The 17322-nt window shown below is 66.5% G+C and carries 17 protein-coding genes; 7 read left to right on the top strand and 10 right to left on the bottom strand.

Annotated features, from left to right (window positions below; genetic code table 11):
- The first annotated feature begins 80 nt into the window (after window positions 1-80).
- Window positions 81-641 carry a hypothetical protein gene (locus ETC07_RS09750; protein ID WP_136248326.1) on the top strand — a complete coding sequence of 187 codons (561 nt, stop codon included), beginning with the start codon at window positions 81-83 and terminating at the stop codon, window positions 639-641.
- Window positions 634-987, top strand: coding sequence for a hypothetical protein (locus tag ETC07_RS09745; RefSeq protein WP_136248325.1), 354 nt, complete (start codon window positions 634-636; stop codon window positions 985-987). The genes ETC07_RS09750 and ETC07_RS09745 overlap by 8 nt, the downstream gene beginning before the upstream one ends.
- 24 nt (window positions 988-1011) lie before the next feature.
- Here ETC07_RS09745 and ETC07_RS09740 read toward each other — a convergent pair whose 3' ends face one another.
- The 5 genes from ETC07_RS09740 to ETC07_RS09720 all read right to left on the bottom strand — a co-directional run bounded on the left by ETC07_RS09740 (window position 1012) and on the right by ETC07_RS09720 (window position 4587).
- Window positions 1012-2322 (bottom strand): arsenic transporter, encoded by a 1311-nt coding sequence (locus tag ETC07_RS09740; RefSeq protein WP_136248324.1) that lies wholly within the window; start codon window positions 2320-2322, stop codon window positions 1012-1014.
- 170 nt (window positions 2323-2492) lie between these two features.
- Window positions 2493-3209 carry an arsenical resistance protein ArsH gene (gene arsH, locus ETC07_RS09735; RefSeq protein ID WP_136248323.1) on the bottom strand — a complete coding sequence of 239 codons (717 nt, stop codon included), beginning with the start codon at window positions 3207-3209 and terminating at the stop codon, window positions 2493-2495.
- Complete coding sequence (arsC, locus tag ETC07_RS09730) at window positions 3206-3619, bottom strand: arsenate reductase (glutaredoxin) (protein ID WP_136248322.1); 414 nt, start codon at window positions 3617-3619, stop codon at window positions 3206-3208. Before arsC ends, arsH begins: the two co-directional genes overlap by 4 nt.
- Window positions 3616-3957 carry an ArsR/SmtB family transcription factor gene (locus tag ETC07_RS09725; protein ID WP_240724613.1) on the bottom strand — a complete coding sequence of 114 codons (342 nt, stop codon included), beginning with the start codon at window positions 3955-3957 and terminating at the stop codon, window positions 3616-3618. Before ETC07_RS09725 ends, arsC begins: the two co-directional genes overlap by 4 nt.
- 138 nt (window positions 3958-4095) lie before the next feature.
- Window positions 4096-4587, bottom strand: coding sequence for a methylated-DNA--[protein]-cysteine S-methyltransferase (locus tag ETC07_RS09720; RefSeq protein WP_136248320.1), 492 nt, complete (start codon window positions 4585-4587; stop codon window positions 4096-4098).
- A gap of 202 nt (window positions 4588-4789) precedes the next feature.
- Between ETC07_RS09720 and kynU the strand changes: the two genes are divergently transcribed.
- Together kynU and ETC07_RS09710 are read left to right on the top strand one after the other, a co-directional pair.
- Window positions 4790-6019, top strand: a complete 1230-nt coding sequence (gene kynU / locus ETC07_RS09715) for a kynureninase (protein ID WP_136248319.1) — start codon at window positions 4790-4792, stop codon at window positions 6017-6019.
- 15 nt (window positions 6020-6034) lie between these two features.
- The gene (locus ETC07_RS09710; RefSeq protein WP_136248318.1) at window positions 6035-6796 is read left to right on the top strand and encodes an alpha/beta hydrolase; all 762 of its coding nucleotides are present in this window, start codon (window positions 6035-6037) and stop codon (window positions 6794-6796) included.
- Window positions 6797-7141: 345 nt separating this feature from the next.
- Here ETC07_RS09710 and ETC07_RS15925 read toward each other — a convergent pair whose 3' ends face one another.
- Together ETC07_RS15925 and ETC07_RS09705 are read right to left on the bottom strand one after the other, a co-directional pair.
- Window positions 7142-7270, bottom strand: coding sequence for a putative transporter small subunit (locus ETC07_RS15925; protein WP_240724612.1), 129 nt, complete (start codon window positions 7268-7270; stop codon window positions 7142-7144).
- Between the two features lie 61 nt (window positions 7271-7331).
- Window positions 7332-9035, bottom strand: coding sequence for a sodium:solute symporter family protein (locus ETC07_RS09705; protein ID WP_240724616.1), 1704 nt, complete (start codon window positions 9033-9035; stop codon window positions 7332-7334).
- A gap of 589 nt (window positions 9036-9624) precedes the next feature.
- Here ETC07_RS09705 and ETC07_RS09700 point away from each other — a divergent pair.
- Window positions 9625-11115, top strand: a complete 1491-nt coding sequence (locus ETC07_RS09700; protein WP_136248317.1) for a protein adenylyltransferase SelO — start codon at window positions 9625-9627, stop codon at window positions 11113-11115.
- Window positions 11116-11228: 113 nt separating this feature from the next.
- On the opposite strand, the gene katG is transcribed toward ETC07_RS09700, so the two are convergent.
- The gene (gene katG / locus ETC07_RS09695) at window positions 11229-13370 is read right to left on the bottom strand and encodes a catalase/peroxidase HPI (RefSeq protein WP_136248316.1); all 2142 of its coding nucleotides are present in this window, start codon (window positions 13368-13370) and stop codon (window positions 11229-11231) included.
- Window positions 13371-13712: 342 nt separating this feature from the next.
- Between katG and ETC07_RS09690 the strand changes: the two genes are divergently transcribed.
- A complete protein-coding gene (locus ETC07_RS09690; protein WP_136248315.1) occupies window positions 13713-15212 on the top strand; it encodes a CoA-acylating methylmalonate-semialdehyde dehydrogenase in 1500 nt (499 codons plus the stop codon).
- Between the two features lie 142 nt (window positions 15213-15354).
- The gene (locus ETC07_RS09685; RefSeq protein WP_136248314.1) at window positions 15355-15942 is read left to right on the top strand and encodes a peroxidase-related enzyme; all 588 of its coding nucleotides are present in this window, start codon (window positions 15355-15357) and stop codon (window positions 15940-15942) included.
- A gap of 6 nt (window positions 15943-15948) precedes the next feature.
- Here the strand turns inward: ETC07_RS09685 and ETC07_RS09680 are convergent, their stop codons facing one another.
- Together ETC07_RS09680 and ETC07_RS15920 are read right to left on the bottom strand one after the other, a co-directional pair.
- Window positions 15949-16869, bottom strand: coding sequence for an HNH endonuclease (locus ETC07_RS09680; protein ID WP_136248313.1), 921 nt, complete (start codon window positions 16867-16869; stop codon window positions 15949-15951).
- 43 nt (window positions 16870-16912) lie between these two features.
- Window positions 16913-17113 carry a hypothetical protein gene (locus ETC07_RS15920; protein WP_240724611.1) on the bottom strand — a complete coding sequence of 67 codons (201 nt, stop codon included), beginning with the start codon at window positions 17111-17113 and terminating at the stop codon, window positions 16913-16915.
- Between the last annotated feature and the right edge of the window lie 209 nt (window positions 17114-17322).

Here is a 17322-nt window from a genome sequence, read left to right as displayed (position 1 = left end):
ATCGCCTTTGGCTACCCTGATCTCGGTGGTCTCGGATCGTTCGCCTCTGCCCGATGATCCGCATGCCCGAGGACCCGACCATGATCGATGACGCTCCCCTGCCCCTCGAAGCCGCCGATGCCGAGGCGCTGCTCGAGGCGACCCTTTGCCCCGGGGATTCGGGGCGCTCCGCCCTGGCCGCTCCCCACCGTCACTGGGTCGCCTGGGCGGCTGCCCTGGCCGCTCGCGATGAGGGCATCGTCGCTCGCGTTCGTGCGCTGAGCGGCCCTCTCGAGGGGGAGGCGCGTCGCGCCATCCTGCTGGCGCTGAGCCGGATGGGGGTGACCAACCCCTACTTCTTCAGCCGTCAGTTCGCCCAGGTGGAGGCGGGCGGCAGCCTCGAGGCCCTGGCGATGCGCCCCTTCGACGCCCTGGGCGTGCAGGATGCCACCGCCTATCACTACGCCTGCATCGCCATCTCGATGCTCAACGGTGGCTACATGTGTTTTCGCAGCCATCTGGGCAGCCTGCAGCAGGCCGGCGAAAGCGACGCCGCCATCGATCAGGCCATGCGCCTGGCGAGTGCCATCGCGGCCCTGCGCCAGGTCGGCTGGGCCGATGCCACCCTGGCACGGCTCGCGGAAGGCGACGACCGTGCCTGACGCCGGGGCTTCCCAGGCGCCCGGCCATGCGCGCCTGAGTGCCTGTCTTACCGCGCGCGCCGAGCAGATTCGGGCCATGCGCCGGCGCGACAAGATCGCCGATCACGCCTGCGCCATGAGCGCCGTACCGACCGTGCTGCAGGAGATCTGGCTGGCCGCGGAGGACCTGGAGCGCGAGGCCGAGCGCCAGGGGCTGACCCTCACCGCGTTGAGCGACCTGCTCGACGATGACGCGCTCGAGGGCGGCCGGCTCGAGGAGCCGGCGTCCGCGGCGGGCGCGCCCTGGGACAACTTCGACTGGTTGCACCTGGCCCTGGAGCGCCTCGTGCGCTCCTCCTCGCCATGACCTCGCCGGCTTTTCAGACAAAGCCTAGGGCGAGGGCAGCATGGGCAACCAGATGGCCAGGGCGACCAGCGCGGCCAGCAGCACCGGCGGGGTGATGATCAGCCCGACCTTCATGTATTGCCCCCAGCCGATGCGGTAGCCCTTGCCGGCCAGCACGTGCAGCCAGAGCAGGGTGGCGAGGCTGCCGATGGGCGTGAACTTGGGCCCCAGGTCGTTGCCGATGACGTTGGCATAGACCATCAGCTGCTGGGTCGTCGTCGATACCTGGGCCTGGTCGATGGCCAGGGCGCCCACCAGGGTCGAAGGCATGTTGTTCATCAGCGAGGCGAGGATCGCCGAAGAGAAACCCGTGCCGACGGTGGCCACGAACGCGCCCTGCCCGCCGAGCCACTCCAGCCACCGCGAGGCCTCGGCGGTGAGCCAGGCGTTGCCGAGGCCATAGACCACCAGGTACATGCCCAGCGAGAACAGCACGATCTGCCAGGGGGCGTTGCCGATGACCTTCTTGAGCGAGATGACGTGCGTGTGGCTCGCGCTGAACCAGCGCCCGGCGATGGCCATCAGTACCAGCGCCGCCACGCCCATGATAGCGGCGAAGGGAATCTCCCAGCGGGTGGTCATGAACAGCGCGACCAGCAGCACGGCGAGCAACGGGAAGGCGGCGTGAAAGACCTGGCGATCGCGGATCGCCGTGGCCGGTGCCTCGAGCCGCGCGACCTCGTAGCGGGCGGGGATGTCGCGGCGGAAGTAGACGCCCAGCACCGCGAGCGTGGCGAGCAGCGATACCAGGTCGACCGGCACCATCACCTGGGCATAGCGGCTGAAGCCGATATCGAAGTAGTTGGCGCTGACGATATTGACCAGGTTCGAGATGATCAGCGGCAGGCTGGTCGAGTCGGCGACGAAGCCGGTGGCGATGATGAAGGCCAGCGCGGCCCCGGGGCGGAAGTCGAGCCGTGCCAGGATGGCGACGACGATCGGGGTCAGCAGCAGGGCGGCGCCGTCGTTGGCGAACAGCGCGGCGATCACCGCCCCGAGCAGCACGACCAGCGGGAACAACAGCCGTCCCCGGCCGTTGCCCCAGCGGGCGATGTGCAGGGCGGCCCAGGCGAAGAAGCCGGCCTCGTCGAGGATCAGCGAGATGATGATCAGCGCCACGAAGGTGAAGGTGGCATCCCAGACGATCTGCCAGACGGTGCCGACGTCACCCCAGCCGACCACGCCGGTGGCCAGCGCCACCGCGGCGCCGCCCAGCGCGCTCCAGCCGATGCCCAGCCCCTTGGGCTGCCAGATGACCAGCACCAGGGTGATCAAGAAGATGGCGAACGCCAGCATAGAGGACTCCTTTCCCGGTGGTTCGGTTCAGAGGGTGTAGACAAATGACTGCGCTCGACCATACCGCGTTGGAATTCGGCTCGAAGCCCTCATTTAGGAGGGCTAAACTCCGCGTTCTCGCCGAATTTCGCCTTGTCTGGCCGTCGCTCGTGACTTTTGTAAACGCCCTCTCAGTGGGTCGATTGGTTGACGCGGCGTGACACGGCCTCGGCGCTCTCGATCCGTTCCGAATAGCGGTCGGTCAGGTAGGCCGAGCGGCCCCGGGTCATCCAGGTGAACTTCACCAGTTCCTCGCAGACATCGACCACGCGCAGGTAGAGCGGCGACAGCAGCATGCGACCGGCCTCGTCGAACTCGTTGAAGGCCTTGGGCACGGAGGACTGGTTGGGGATGGTCAGCATGCGCATCCAGCGGCCGAGAAGGCGCAGCTGGTTGACGGCATTGAAGCTCTGGCTGCCGCCGGAGACCTCCAACACCGCCAGGGTCTTGCCCTGGGTCGGCCTCACGCCGCCCAGCGCCAGGGGTATCCAGTCGATCTGGGCCTTCATGATGCCGGTCATCGCGCCGTGGCGTTCGGGGCTGACCCACAGCATGCCCTCGCTCCATTCGGCCAGTTCGCGCAGTTCCTGCACCTTGGGGTGGTCGGCGTCGGCATCGTCGGGCAGCGGCAGGCCGGAGGGATCGAAGGTGCGCACCTCGCAGCCGTACCAGCGCAGCAGGCGGGAGGCCTCCTCGGACAGCAGGCGCGAATAGGAGCGTTCGCGAAGCGAGCCGTAGAGCACCAGGATGCGCGGGGCATGACGCGGCTCGCCAGGGCCCACCAGGGCGTCGGCATCGATGGGGTCGAGCCGCTCGGGGTCGATGTTGGGGAGTGGGTCGAGCGTCATGAGGCGGGTTCCTCGAAGCGGATGAGCTCGCCGTCTTCCTTGGTGAACTCGGTGACGGGAGTGGGCAGCAGCCCCAGGACGCGCTCCGAGGGGCGGCACAGGCGAGTGCCGCGCTCGGTCACCACGATGGGACGGTTGATCAGGATCGGGTGTTCGAGCATGGCATCGATCAGCGACTCGTCGGTCAGCGCCGGGTCGTCCAGGCCAAGCTCGTCGTAGGGCGTGCCCTTGCGGCGCAGCAGTGCCCGCGGCGGCATCGCCATCGCCGCCAGCAGTTGCCGCAGCTTTTCCCGGGTGGGCGGCGTCTTCAGGTACTCGATGACATGAGGCTCCTCGCCGGAGGCGCGGAGCATGGCCAGGGTGTTGCGGGAGGTGCCGCAGGCCGGGTTGTGATAGATCACGCTGATCATGTCGGGGTCTCCTCCGGGGGTGGGCAGCAGGGCCGCAGGTCCTCGATCAGCGGCTCGCAGAGCTCGGGGCGGCCGGCGCAGCAGTCGCGCACCAGGAAGCCGAGCGTGTCGCGCATGTGGTCGAGGCTGGCGCGGTAGATGACCGAGCGGCTCTGACGGCGCGAGACCACCAGCCCGGCCCGCGACAGCACGCCCAGGTGGGTCGACAGGGTGTTGTGCGGTACGTCCATCAAGCGCGCGATCTCTCCGGCCGGCAGGCCGTCGGGTTCGTGGCGCACCAACAGGCGGAAGGTTTCCAGCCGGGTCGCCTGGGAGAGGGCCGTGAAGGCTTCAAGCATGCGTTTTGTGTCCATGTGTCGAGAATTGCAGACATAACGCAGAAGTTCAAGCTTCGCCAGAGATGTGGCGCGTCGCGACGGCCCGGCGTGGCCGGGGCAGCGCCCGCGACCATCGAGCCCAGCCGTGATGCGAGGCGCCTAACTCAGCGCGAAGGGCACCTCACCGGCCTCATGGGCCAGCAGCCACTGCTTGCGGCCGATGCCGCCGGCGTAGCCGGTGAGCCGGCCATCGCTGCCGATCACGCGATGGCAGGGCACCACGATGGACAGGGGATTCTTGCCGTTGGCCGCGCCCACCGCGCGCTGGCCGCCCTTGCAGCCGAGCTGTTCGGCGATCTCGGCGTAGCAGCGGGTCTCGCCGAAGGGGATGGTCGCCAGCGCCTGCCACACCCGGCGCTGGAAGTCGGTGCCCGCGGGCTCAAGCGGCAGATCGAAGGCCTGGCGCGCGCCGGCGAAGTACTCGGCGAGCTGGGCTCGCGCCTGGTCGGTGTGGGCGTTGGGGTGGGCCGGGGCGTCTGCTTCCATGACGAAGGTGATCTCGGTCAGCCCGTCGGGGCAGGCGCTCAGCCGGATCAGCCCCAGGGCCTCGGTTTGGGGCGGTCGATAGTAGTCCAGGGCATCGTCGGTCATGGCGTGGTTCCTCGTTGTTCGGGGGCTCATGCCCCGAGGGTCAAGGGGGCGCGGCGATCGGATACACCATCGCGCCTTGCGCCTCATCCTGCAAAAAGTGGCTAGGAAGGCGGGAGGGTGCGCAGGAAAAGGCAAGCCGTCGTCACCCGTCTCCTCCTAGAATGGGCCCAGGCGCTTCGCTTCCTGATTCCGGAGACCCGATATGAGTGTAAGCCTGGACCATGCCCGCGACCTCGACCGCCAGGATCCCCTGGCCGGCTTCAAGCGCCGCTTCGCCTTGCCCGAGGGCGTGCTCTACCTCGATGGTAACTCCCTCGGCGCCCAGCCGGTGGCGGCCCGCGAGGCGGTCGGCGAGACCCTGGACCAGTGGCGCGACGAGCTGATCAAGGGCTGGAACCAGGGCTGGTTCGATGCCCCCGAGCGGCTCGGCGACCGGCTGGCCCCGGTGATCGGTGCCGCCGATGGCGAGGTGGTCATCACCGACAATATCACTCTCAACCTCTTCAAGCTGCTCGGCTACATCACCGGGCGGTGCGGCGACGGGCGTCGCGTGGTGCTCAGCGAGGGCGGTAACTTCCCCACCGATGGCTATATCGCCCAGGGCTTCTGCCGCGTCAGTGGTCACGCGCATCGCTTCCTGCCGGAAGACGGCGAGCTGGCCGAGCACCTGGAGGGCGTCGCCGTGGTGGTGCTGAGCCAGGTTCACTACCGTACCGGCCGACTACGTGACATGGTCGCGACCACCCGGCTGGTACACGCGCACGGGGCCGAGGTGATCTGGGACCTGGCCCACTCGGCCGGCGCGCTGCCGGTGGACCTCAACGGTAGCGGGGTGCGCTATGCGGTGGGCTGCACCTACAAGTATCTCAACGGCGGCCCCGGTGCACCGGCCTTCCTGTATGTGCGGCGCGACCACCAGGATGGCGGCTGGCAACCGCTCTCGGGCTGGCATGGCCATGCCGCGCCCTTCGCCTTCGAACCCGACTATGCGCCGGCCGGCGACATCACGCGCTTTCGCACCGGCACCCATTCGGCGCTGGCCTATCGGGCCCTGGAGGCCTCGCTTGCGATGTGGGCCGAGGTCGACATGCAGGCCCTGCGCGACAAGAGCCTGGCGATGAGCGAGCTGTTCCGCGAGTGCCTGGCCGACCTGCTCGACGCCCATGGCATCGAGGACATCACCCCGGCACCCGCGGCGCGGGGCAGCCAGGTGTCGCTGGTGGACACCGAGAGCGGCTACGCCATCGTCCAGGCGTTGATCGCCCGGGGGGTGATCGGTGACTACCGCGAGCCGGGCCTGATGCGCTTCGGCTTCACGCCGCTCTATCTGAGCTTCGAGGATGTCTGGCAGGCGGCAAGACACTTCCGCGAGGTGGTAGAGAGCGGCGCGTACCGGGAACCACGCTTCCAGGTGCGCGCCGCGGTGACCTGAACGAGGACCGGGATCATGACCGACGAGGCACGGGATCACGCCTATTCACCGAGCCGCTTCGCCCGTGATGTGGCGGCCACCCTGGCGCGGCAGGCCGCCGAGGGCGGCGAGCAGGTGGCGCGCCTGAGGCCCTTGGAGCTTGCCGATGCCGACGAGCCGGCCACCCGACTCGACCTCTTCCTCCCCGAGGGTGAGGGGCCCTGGCCGCTGATGGCGTTCATCCACGGCGGTTACTGGCAGGAGCTGGACCATACCGCCACCGACTTCCTGGCCGAGCGCTACCTGGCCCGCGGCATGGCCTTCGCCTCGCTGGGCTATGGGCTGGCCCCGGCGACGCCGCTCGAGGCCATGGCCGCGCAGTGCGCCCGTGGTCTCGCGATGGCCCGTGCCGCGCTGGATGAGCGAGGCGGCGTCGGCCCCGTGAGCCTCGGCGGCCACAGCGCCGGTGCTCAGCTGGCCTGCCGGGTGGCCGACGAGGGCGGGGCTCGCGTCGATGCGCTGCTGCTGGTCAGCGGCGTCTTCGACCTGACCCCGTTGGTGGGTACCTACATCAATGCGCCGCTTGCCCTCGACCGGGCGAGGGCAGGCGCATTGAGCCCGATGTTCGCCGATCTCTCGGCGTTGCCGCGCTGTCGGGTAGTGATCGCCGAGCACGACCCGCCGGCCTTGCGTCGCCAGGGGAGCGACTTCGTGGCCGCGCTGCACGCCGCCGGACGCGAGGCGGTGCTCGTCGACCTGCCCGGTTGCGATCATTTCGATGTCCTCGATCGTCTCTAGGCTCTGTGCGAAAACGGGCCTGGGCCGGCTGCTGATCTGGGAGGGGGCATCTTCGATGCCGGCGGGGAGGGGCAGAGTTCTTCGATCCTGCTTTTCGATGGCATGCCGGCGGCAATGATTGCACCACGCCACGCTCCAGGAGCGGAGTCGAGGGGCCCCGGAGATCGAGAACAGCCTGTTCTGGAAACTATGGCCCTGGTAGATCCGCGTCGTCTGCCCGGTGTTGCCTACCGTCGTGCGGGTTAACGTGCGCTAGCGTGAGTGGTGGGCCGAGCGAGCTTCGAACCCTGGTCATCATCAATGAGGCGCGGCCCGCCCGGTAACGGCCGGGCGGGCCGGGGCGCGTCACACCAGCTCGCGTTGCTCTTTTTGGGCTTCACGGCGGTCGCGCAGGACGGCGCGGCAGATCAGGACCAACACGCCCAGGGTCAAGGCCGGCCATATCAGTACGTAAAGTGCGAAAAGCGTTGTCATGATCGTTCTCCTGTTGAGGGGGCGCCGGTGCTGCACGGGCGCCCCGAAGGGGGATAAGGGGTCAGTGCTGGGCGGCGAGAGAGGCGCTCGCGGGCTGATGCTCCGTTGCGCTGGGGTCCGCGTCGGTAGGCTGGTCATCGTAGTTACCGACTCGCTCGCGGATGCTGTCGAAGTCGAAGCGCTCCTGGCGGCTGGCCAGGCTCATCACCACGCACACCAGAGTGCTGGTGCCGTAGGCCGTCAGGGAGGCCAGCAACACCGTGTAGTCGCGCAGGAAGTCGGTGGCAAACACCAGCATCGCCACCAGTGCCAGGATCCCGGCGATGAACCCGGCGACGCGGCCGAGGAAACCGAACGTCATCAAGCCGATGATGACGCCGCCACCGATGCTGGCCAGGAGTTCAAAGAGCAGGCCTGTGGCACCGTCCAGCGGCAGCCATTCGAAGCGCGCCAGGCAGAACATCACCATGGCCACGATCACCGAGGTCGTGAAGGCGGCGTTGGTGATGCGGTTCCAGAAGCAGCTGGCAATGACCGGGAACACGATGGCTCCCCACAAGGCGCCGACGAAGACCAGCATGACCAGGATATCCAGCGAGAAGCTGGCGAAGACGATGCCTACTACGGTGGCGATGATCATGGTCAAGCGCCCGACTAGCAGCATGCGCTGGGGGTCGGCTTTGCCCTTGGCGATATTCTTGCCATAGACGTCGGCCATCATGATCGCCGACAGCGCCGAGAGGTCGGAGTCGGCGGTGGACGAGAGCGAACCGATGACCAGGATGAAGAACAGGGCGATGAACAGCGGCGGCAGGTAACCGGAGACCATCTGCGGGATCAGGTTGTTCATGTCGCCGTTCAGCGGCTCGATGCCCAGCGTCAATGCCATCAAGCCGATCATGCCGAGGCCGATGACGATGGCGCCGTAGCCCACGGTGGCGGTGATGAAAGTAGGCTTGATGTGGTCTTCGTTCACCGCAAAGAGGCGCTGGGAAATGGTCTGGTTGCCGATGGCGTAGGCCAGCACGGCGACGAAGAAGGGCGCCCCCTGGTTGAGGATGGCGTCAACGGAGAAGAAGTTGGCCTGCTCGGCGCTCAGGTTGTCGAGGCCGGCGACCAGTTCGGTCGGGCCGCCCATGGCGAAGAAGACGGCGGGAATGATCACCACGGCGATCGCCATCAGTGCTATCAGTTGGGCGAAGTCGGTCATCACCGAGGCACGGAAGCCTGACCACAGGGTATACAACAGCACGCCGACGCCGGCGATGATGACGCCAGCTTGGAACGATAGCGGCGAGAGTACGGAGACCAAGGCGCCTGCGGCGGTGAAATTGACCATCAAGCTGATCACGCTGCCGAGGACGTTGGACAGCGCCAGAATCAGCTGGCTGGAGGCGCCATGTCGAGCATGGATCAGCTCGCCCAGGGTGTGGGCATTGGGGGCCAGTTTGCGAAAGCGGCGCCCGAAAGGATAGATGAACAGGATCATCAGCGCGCCCCATAGCCCGTAGTGGATGGGGCCGGAAACGCCGTACGTGTAGCCAGAAGAGGCGGCGGCATAGAAAGAGGCGGCCCAGATCCAGGTGGCGGTCATGCTCGCCGACCCAATGCCGAAGCCGACGCGATGGTTGGAGACCATGAAGGCGTCGGCATCTTCTTTCTTCTTGCGGATGCCGAGCGTGAGCAGGTAAGTGCCGCCGTAGAAAGCCAGCATCAGCAAGATGACAGTCAGGGTCGAGAATTGATAAAGCGATTCGTTATTCAAGAGCAGTGTCTCAGTAGGTGGCAGGGCAGGCATCGGATGTGTCGAGCGGGCTCGGCTTGTCCGGTGCGGTGATGGAGACGCCGGGGCGCGCACGCACGGGTATCGCCGGACCTGAGCGTGTCAGGGGCGGAATGTCATCGTGCGATGGCGCGACGGCAAGGCGTCGTGGGCAGCGTCGCTACTTGGGGAAGCGAGCGGGGGGCGGGCGGCGTGGCATGCAGCGGCCCGCTTCAGCGTAGTGGGGCGACATGGATTCCCTCTTCTATCGATGACGTCGGCGACGGACAGTCGAAAGTACCGGTGATCCCGTCTGTAACAGGGCAAGGCTCTCTGGCCCCGAGCGGGGCCTTCCGAACCGCGGTGGCTCGGAAGGCGCAACCCTACTGGTAAGATGGAAAAATGTCCAACCGGTCTCTATCAAGAAGGAAAAGTCACCAGATGCCGGTAAAATGTTAATTCGGTGCTGGGTGTCCTCCTGCTGACCCCCGCTAGGGCGCCCGCGACCAGCTTGACGAGGCCCGCTTCCATGCGCCTTGGGTGCGGGCCCCCGGTAGCGGTAAGCTAGGGCTATTCGCACCCAGGAGGCATGATGTTTCCCCCCTTTACCCTGCGCTATGTTCGCTTCCCCGATCGGCTACGTGCCGAATGCCAACCGACGCCGGTCGAGCGGCCGCGGCTGGTGGCCTTCAACCGGCCGCTGGCCGAGGAGCTGGGCTTCGATCTCGATGTCTATGACCCCGACCGGGCCACCCAGGCGCTGGCCGGCAATGTCGTGCCCGAGGGCGCCGAGCCGGTGGCCCTGGCTTACGCCGGGCATCAGTTCGGCAACTTCGTGCCCCAGCTCGGCGATGGGCGGGCGGTGCTGCTGGGCGAGGTGACCGACCATGCCGGCCGGGTGCGCGATCTCCAGCTCAAGGGCAGCGGGCGCACGCCGTTCTCTCGCGGTGGCGACGGCCGCGCCCCGCTAGGCCCGGTGCTGCGCGAATACCTGGTCAGCGAGGCCATGCATGCCCTGGGCGTGCCGACCACCCGCGCGCTGGCCGCGGTGACTACCGGCGAGCGAGTCTATCGCCGCGTGCCGGAGCCCGGCGCGGTGCTGACGCGGGTGGCCGCCAGCCATCTGCGTGTGGGCACCTTCCAGTACGTCGCCGCGCGCGGCGACAGCGAGGGTCTGAAGCTGCTCGCCGATGAGACGATCGCGCGCCACTATCCACACCTGTTGGGCCCCGATGGCGCCGAACGCGAGGAGGGCGAGCGCTACCTGGCGTTGCTCGAGGCGGTGGTCGAGCGCCAGGCCCAGCTGGTGGCCCGCTGGATGGGCGTCGGCTTCATTCATGGAGTGATGAACACCGACAACGCGACGGTCTCCGGCGAGACCCTCGACTATGGCCCCTGCGCCTTCATGGATGCCTATGACCCGCGCAGCGTGTTCAGCTCCATCGACGAGCGAGGCCGCTATGCCTATGTCAATCAGCCGGCGATCGCCCAGTGGAACCTGGCGCGCTTCGCCGAGACGCTGCTCGAGCTGATCGACGATCAGCGCGAGCGAGCCATCGAGCGTGCCACGGTGGCGCTGGAAGCCTTCGGCGAGCGCTATGAGGCGGCGCGCCTGGCGGTGATGCGCTCCAAGCTGGGGCTCGAGACCGCCGAGCAGGGCGACGCCGCGCTGATCGATGAGCTGCTTGACGCGATGCAGGCCGGCCAGGCCGACTTCACCCTGGCCTTCCGGCGCCTGGCCGATGCCCTGGAAGGTGCCGAGGGCGAGGCGAGCTTGGCCGAGCTGTTCGGTGAGCGTGAGGCGCTGGATGCGTGGCTGCCGCGCTGGCGCGAGCGGCTGGGCTGTGAGGAGGCCGACGAGGCGGCGTTGGCGCGGCGGCTGCGCGCCGTCAATCCGGCGGTGATTCCGCGCAATCACCGGGTGGCGGAGGCCATCGCGGCGGCCGAGGAGGACGACTTCGGCCCCTTCGAGTCACTGCTGGCGGCGATCACCCGGCCCTTCGAGGCGTCGGCCGGCGAGGTCGACTACACCCGCCCGCCGCAGGACGACGAGAAGGTGCTGCGGACCTTCTGCGGCACCTGAGCGACCGGGCAGGGCGCATACGACACCGCCGCGCCGGCCCTCGGGCCGGCGCGGCGGTGTGTACTGGATGGAAGAAGGCCGCCGCCGTCGCCAGCGGCGGCGATGCCTGACGATCAGGCTAGGTCGAAGCGGTCGGCGTTCATCACCTTGGTCCAGGCGGCCACGAAGTCGTCGACGAACTTCGCCTGGTTGTCGTCCTGGGCGTAGACCTCCGCATAGGCGCGCAGGACGGAGTGGGAACCGAACACCAGGTCGGTGCGGGTGGCGGTCCACTTCACCTGGCCACTCTGGCGGTCGCGCACCTCGTAGAGCCCCTTGCCCGTGGGGTGCCAGCTGTTGTCCATGTCGGTCAGGTTGACGAAGAAGTCATGGGTCAGCTGCCCCTCGCGGGCGGTGAACACGCCGTGCTGGGTGCCGCCGTGGTTGGTGCCGAGGGCGCGCATGCCGCCGATCAGCACGGTCATCTCGGGCGCGGTCAGCCCCAGCAGCTGGGCGCGGTCGAGCAGCATTTCCTCGGGGTTGACGATCTCGTCCGTCTTGCACCAGTTGCGGAAGCCGTCGGCCAGTGGCTCGAGTGGATCGAAGCTCTCGGCATCGGTCATCGCGTCGCTGGCATCCCCGCGACCCGGCGCGAACGGCACCTCGATCGGCTGACCGGCGGCCTCGGCGGCGCGTTCCAGCCCCACATTGCCGGCCAGCACGATGGTGTCCGCGAGGCTGGCGCCGGCCTTCTGGGCCAGTGGCTCGAGCACCGCCAGCACCCGTGCCAGGCGTTTCGGCTCGTTGCCTTGCCAGTCCTTCTGCGGGGCCAGGCGGATGCGGGCGCCGTTGGCGCCGCCGCGCATGTCGGAGCCGCGATAGGTGCGGGCGCTGTCCCAGGCGGTCGATACCAGCTCGGCGGTGCTCAGATCGCTGTCGGCGATTTGCGCCTTGAGGCGGCCGATATCGTACTGCGTCGGGCCCTCGGGGACCGGGTCCTGCCAGATCAGTTCCTCGTCGGGCACGTCGGGGCCGATATAGCGGGCCTTCGGCCCCATGTCGCGGTGGGTCAGCTTGAACCAGGCGCGGGCGAAGGTCTCGGAGAAGTACCCCGGGTCGGCCATGAACTGCTGACAGATCGCGTGATAGGCGGGATCCATCTTCATCGCCATGTCGGCGTCGGTCATGATCGGCAGGCACTTGATCGACGGGTCTTCCACGTCGGCGGGCATGTCTTCCTCGCGGATATCCACGGGCATCCACTGCCAGGCACCGGCCGGCGATTTCTTGAGCTCCCACTCGTAGCCGAAGAGCATCTCGAACCAGCCCATGTCCCAACGGGTGGGGTCGGTGGTCCAGGCGCCCTCGATGCCGGAGGCCATGGTGTCGCGGCCGATGCTGCGACCCTGGGTGTTCATCCATCCGACGCCCTGGTATTCGGGGCCCGCGGACTCGGGGTCGGGGCTTAAGTCCTCCGCGTCACCATTGCCGTGGCACTTGCCGATGGTGTGGCCGCCGGCGGTCAGGGCGGCGGTTTCTTCATCGTTCATGGCCATGCGGGCGAAGGTCTCGCGGATATGGGCGGCGGTCTTCAGCGGGTCCGGCTGGCCGTTGACGCCTTCCGGGTTCACGTAGATCAGGCCCATCTGCACCGCGGCCAGCGGGTTTTCCATGCTGTCGGGCTGGTCGACGTCGCCGTAGCGCTCGTCGGAGGGGGCCAGCCATTCCTGCTCGGCGCCCCAGTAGGTGTCCTTCTCGGGATGCCAGATGTCCTCGCGGCCGAAGGCGAAGCCGAAGGTCTCGAGGCCGGCCTGTTCGTAGGCGATGGTGCCCGACAGGATGATCAGGTCGGCCCAGAAAAAAAAAAACAGGCGACGACCCTTGTCGGTGTTGACGTTATCCGGCCAGGCGTTCAGCGGCGCGAAGCGCTGGTTGCCGGTGCCGCCACCACCGCGGCCGTCGGCCAGGCGATAGGAGCCGGCGGCGTGCCAGGCGACGCGTGCGAACATGCCGACGTAGGAACCCCAGTCGCTCGGCCACCAGGCCTGGCTGCCGTTGATCAGCTGGCGGAGATCATTCTTCAAGGCCTCGACATCGAGCTTGCGGACCTCCTGGCGGTAATCGAAGTCGGCGCCCATCGGGTCGGTCTTGCGATCGTGCTGGTGAAGGATGTCGAGGTTCAGCGCCTTCGGCCCCCCGCTTGTGTTGGAGGGATCGGTGGCGGTCTGGCCGCCATGCATCACCGGACACTGCCCTGGCTGTGTTGCATCACTCATCTCGTCTCTCCTTCGGTGCGTGGCGATGTGCTATCCATAGCGTAGCGATGAGGACAGCGGCCGCCATTTTTCTTTCTTGAACACCTTGATAGCAAACCTTTATCGGCATTCGTTCATCGACGATTCCGGCGTTTGCCTCGTCCATTGGTCGCCCCCTGGTTGCCTGGCGATTCGCGGCCTCCCTACACTCGATGCTCGATAATCGTGAGCCTTGCATGAGCGTTTCGCCGTCAGGGGGCCGGCCTCAATGAGGCGCCGGTGGGCCCCGACGCCGGAGAACCATCATAAACCGCGGGGTCCGGGAAGGCGGGGCCTTTCCCGGGGCCGCCAAGGAGCCGTTAGATGTCCGTCCGAGAGATTCCGTTGTACCTCGATGGCCAGGCCGTCGCCTCCCAGAGCCAGGAATGGCGCGATGTGGTCAATCCGGCCACCCAGGAGGTGGTTGCCCGGGTGCCCTTCTGCACCATCGAGGAGGTCGATCGGGCCGTGGCCAGCGCCCAGTCCGCCTTCCGGGAGTGGCGCAAGACGCCGCTGGCCAAGCGTCAGCGCATCATGCTCAAGCTACAGGCACTGATCCGCGAGCACACCGAGGAGCTGGCCGCGCTGATCACCGAGGAACACGGCAAGACCCTGCCCGATGCCGCCGGCGAAATCGGCCGTGGCCTCGAGGTGGTGGAGCATGCCTGCTCGATCACCTCGCTGCAGCTCGGCGAGCTGGCCGAGAACGCCGCCAGCGAGGTCGACGTCTATACCCTCAACCAGCCGCTGGGCGTGGGCGTGGGGATCACCGCCTTCAACTTCCCGATCATGCTGCCCTGCTTCATGTTCCCGCTGGCCATCGCGACCGGCAACGCCTTCGTGCTCAAGCCCTCCGAGCAGGACCCTAGCGCCACCATGCGGCTGGTCGAGCTGGCCCATGAGGCCGGCGTGCCGGCCGGCGTGCTCAACGTGGTGCATGGCGGCCCGGACGTGGCCAATCGCCTCTGCGAGCACCCGGACGTCAAGGCGATGTCGTTCATCGGCTCGACGCATGTCGGCACCCAGCTCTATCGCCGCGCCAGCGAGGCCGGCAAGCGTGCCCAGGCGATGATGGGCGCCAAGAACCACTGCGTGGTGATGCCCGATGCCAACCGCAGCCAGGCCATCAACAACCTGCTGGGCTCGGCCTTCGGTGCCGCCGGTCAGCGTTGCATGGCCAACTCGGTGGTGCTGTTGGTGGGCGAGGCCCGCGAGTGGCTGGACGACCTGGTCGAGGGCGCCCGTCACATGGTGGTCGGCCCCGGCACCCAGCGCGATGCCGATCTGGGTCCGTTGGTATCGCCGGCCGCCCAGGCCCGAGTGGAGGAGCTGATCGCCACCGGCGAGCAGGAGGGCGCCCGGCTGATGGTCGATGGACGCGGCTGCCAGGTGGAAGGCTATCCGAACGGCAACTTCGTCGGCCCGACCCTGTTCAGCGACGTGACGCCGGAGATGACCGTCTATCGCGAGGAAATCTTCGGCCCGGTGCTCTGTGTGCTCGGCGTCGAGACGCTGGACGAGGCCATCGAGTTCGTGAATGCCAACCCCAACGGCAACGGCACCTCGATCTTCACCAATTCCGGCTGGGTGGCGCGGCGCTTCGAGACCGAGATCGACGTCGGTCAGGTCGGCATCAACGTGCCGATCCCGGTGCCGGTGGCCTACTTCAGTTTCACCGGCTCGCGGGCCTCCAAGCTTGGCGACCTGGGCCCCAACGGCAAGCAGGCGATCGCCTTCTGGACCCAGACCAAGACGATCACCGCCCGCTGGTTCGAGCCGGAGAACGTCTCCAGCGGCATCAACAGCACCATCTCGTTGAGCTGATCCTCGCCGCCCGATGACCACGGCCCCGCCTCGAGAGAGGTGGGGCCGTGGTCGTTCGGGAGGGACGCGAGTGGACACAGTGGTGACGTTGACGTTAACTGCTGATTGAGTGGCCATCACCCCAATACCACCAGGAGCCGACATGACCGCCCCGATCAGCCGTTTCCCCGTGCCCGAGTCGATCGACGAACTCCCCGAAGACATCCGCGAGGCCATCCTGGCGGTGCAGGAGAAAGCCGGCTTCGTGCCCAACGTGTTCCTGATGCTGGCCCATCGCCCGGCGGAATTCCGGGCCTTCTTCGCCTATCACGATGCGCTGATGGAGCGTGAGTCCGAGACCCTCACCAAGGCCGAGAAGGAGATGATCGTGGTGGCCACCAGCGCCCGCAATCATTGCCTCTACTGCGTGGTGGCCCATGGCGCCCTGGTGCGCATTTACGGTAAGGACCCGCTGCTCGCCGACCAGGTGGCGATCAACCATCGCACCGCGCCGCTCATCGAACGCCACCGGGTCATGCTCGACTTCGCGCTGTACTGCGGCCTGGAGGTTGGCGAACTCACCGATGCGTGGGAGGCCAAGCTGACGGAGGCGGGGTTCACTCGGGAGGACATCTGGGACATCGGGGCCGTCGCTGCCTTCTTCGGGCTCTCCAACCGCCTGGTGACGCTTACCGCCACTCCGCCCAACGACGAGTTCTACCTGATGGGGCGGGTGCCGCGGGACAAGTGAGACACGCTACTTTGTAAGGAATTGCTGGTAACGCAGCTCAAGGGCTTCTCGGTTGGGTCTTTGCCCTGTGTTGTGGGGGAGGGAGATTTTCTGGCCATTGAGCTGCTTCATGCTATCAAGTAGTGGGCCGTCTTTTGTTGTCAGAAGCTTTTCATTGAGATGGATTATGTAGTCGGGATCGATGCCGACCAGCCCGGCATCATAGGCCCGGTGGTGAAGGCGAGAAAGCGAAATCCCATTGCTTACTTCGGCAGTGCTGGCTTGATGATTGTCGGGGATGATATGAGCCGCTTCAAGTAACTGAGGTACGGGTAAGCCCGTCATCGCACAGCGATTGGAGTAAGCTTGCATGACTCTGGCACGAAATTCCGCTTGATGTACTCGAGTCTTAACCTCACGAATGATGTGATGTTTCTCCAGGTCATCGACCTGGTAGCCTGCTGTTGGCTCAGCTACATTTTGTATGTCGCCGATATGGTCATGCATGCTGATGTGGCACATTTTCCGACTTGTGTCGATGCTGTCGATATAGCAAGGCCACAAAGGAAAATATCGACCAGGCGCGACCCCCATAAGGTAAATGATTGGATCTTTTCGTTCGTAGCTGATCACCAGCTGACGATTCGCTGGTTTCGCGAGTCCTCCTGACTCAAGCGAATACCAGAAGCCGCCATCATCACTCGCGCCATCGGAATAGATGTTGATTCGGCCTTGTTTTGGCACCACGGTCTTGATGCTTAAGATGCCGTCCGGCATTTGTTTAGGTTTGAAGATCCCGATGGCACGACTGGCGAGGAAGCAGGTGCCATCGTCGAAATTGACCGGTTCGGCCACTTCATTCCAGGGGACATCGCTAGAGTATTCTTGAGAGATTGCCTTCAGGCGCTGGAAGGCCGCTTGTCGAATACGGGTGTCGATATTCAGCAAAGCTGCCTCCTTGGAGAATGCCTTCCGTATTCAGCCATCCTAATCAAGATGGATGGCTTTTACACTCATCCAGCAACTCGAGCTGGCTCTTGTGGAGCAGCAGCATGCTGTTACCGAGCGCTCCGCCGACGGGCAGGACCATGGCGAACTCGCCTTCCTCCAGGTGGAGCTCGTGGATCTGGTGTGTGCCTTCGGGCGTCGCGCAGCGGATCGGGCGGCAGGCGTTGTCCCAGTTGTGGATCATCCACAATGTCAGGAGCCCGCCCCTGGCGCATCGGCGCCGCCAGCAGGGCCACGAGCAGGTGGAGCAGGCGTTCGCCGGCTCGGTTTTCGAAGACGGCGTAGAGGTCGGCGAAGACCCGATGCAGGCACCCAGGGACATGTTTCTTGGCGCCGATGAATAGCATGGTACACAACCGCCGCGCGCCGAGGGGCGTTCGAATCCGAGCGTCG

Source organism: Halomonas borealis, from assembly GCF_004798905.1.
Classification (GTDB): domain Bacteria; phylum Pseudomonadota; class Gammaproteobacteria; order Pseudomonadales; family Halomonadaceae; genus Halomonas; species Halomonas borealis.
This window is presented reverse-complemented; position numbering and strand designations above follow the sequence as displayed.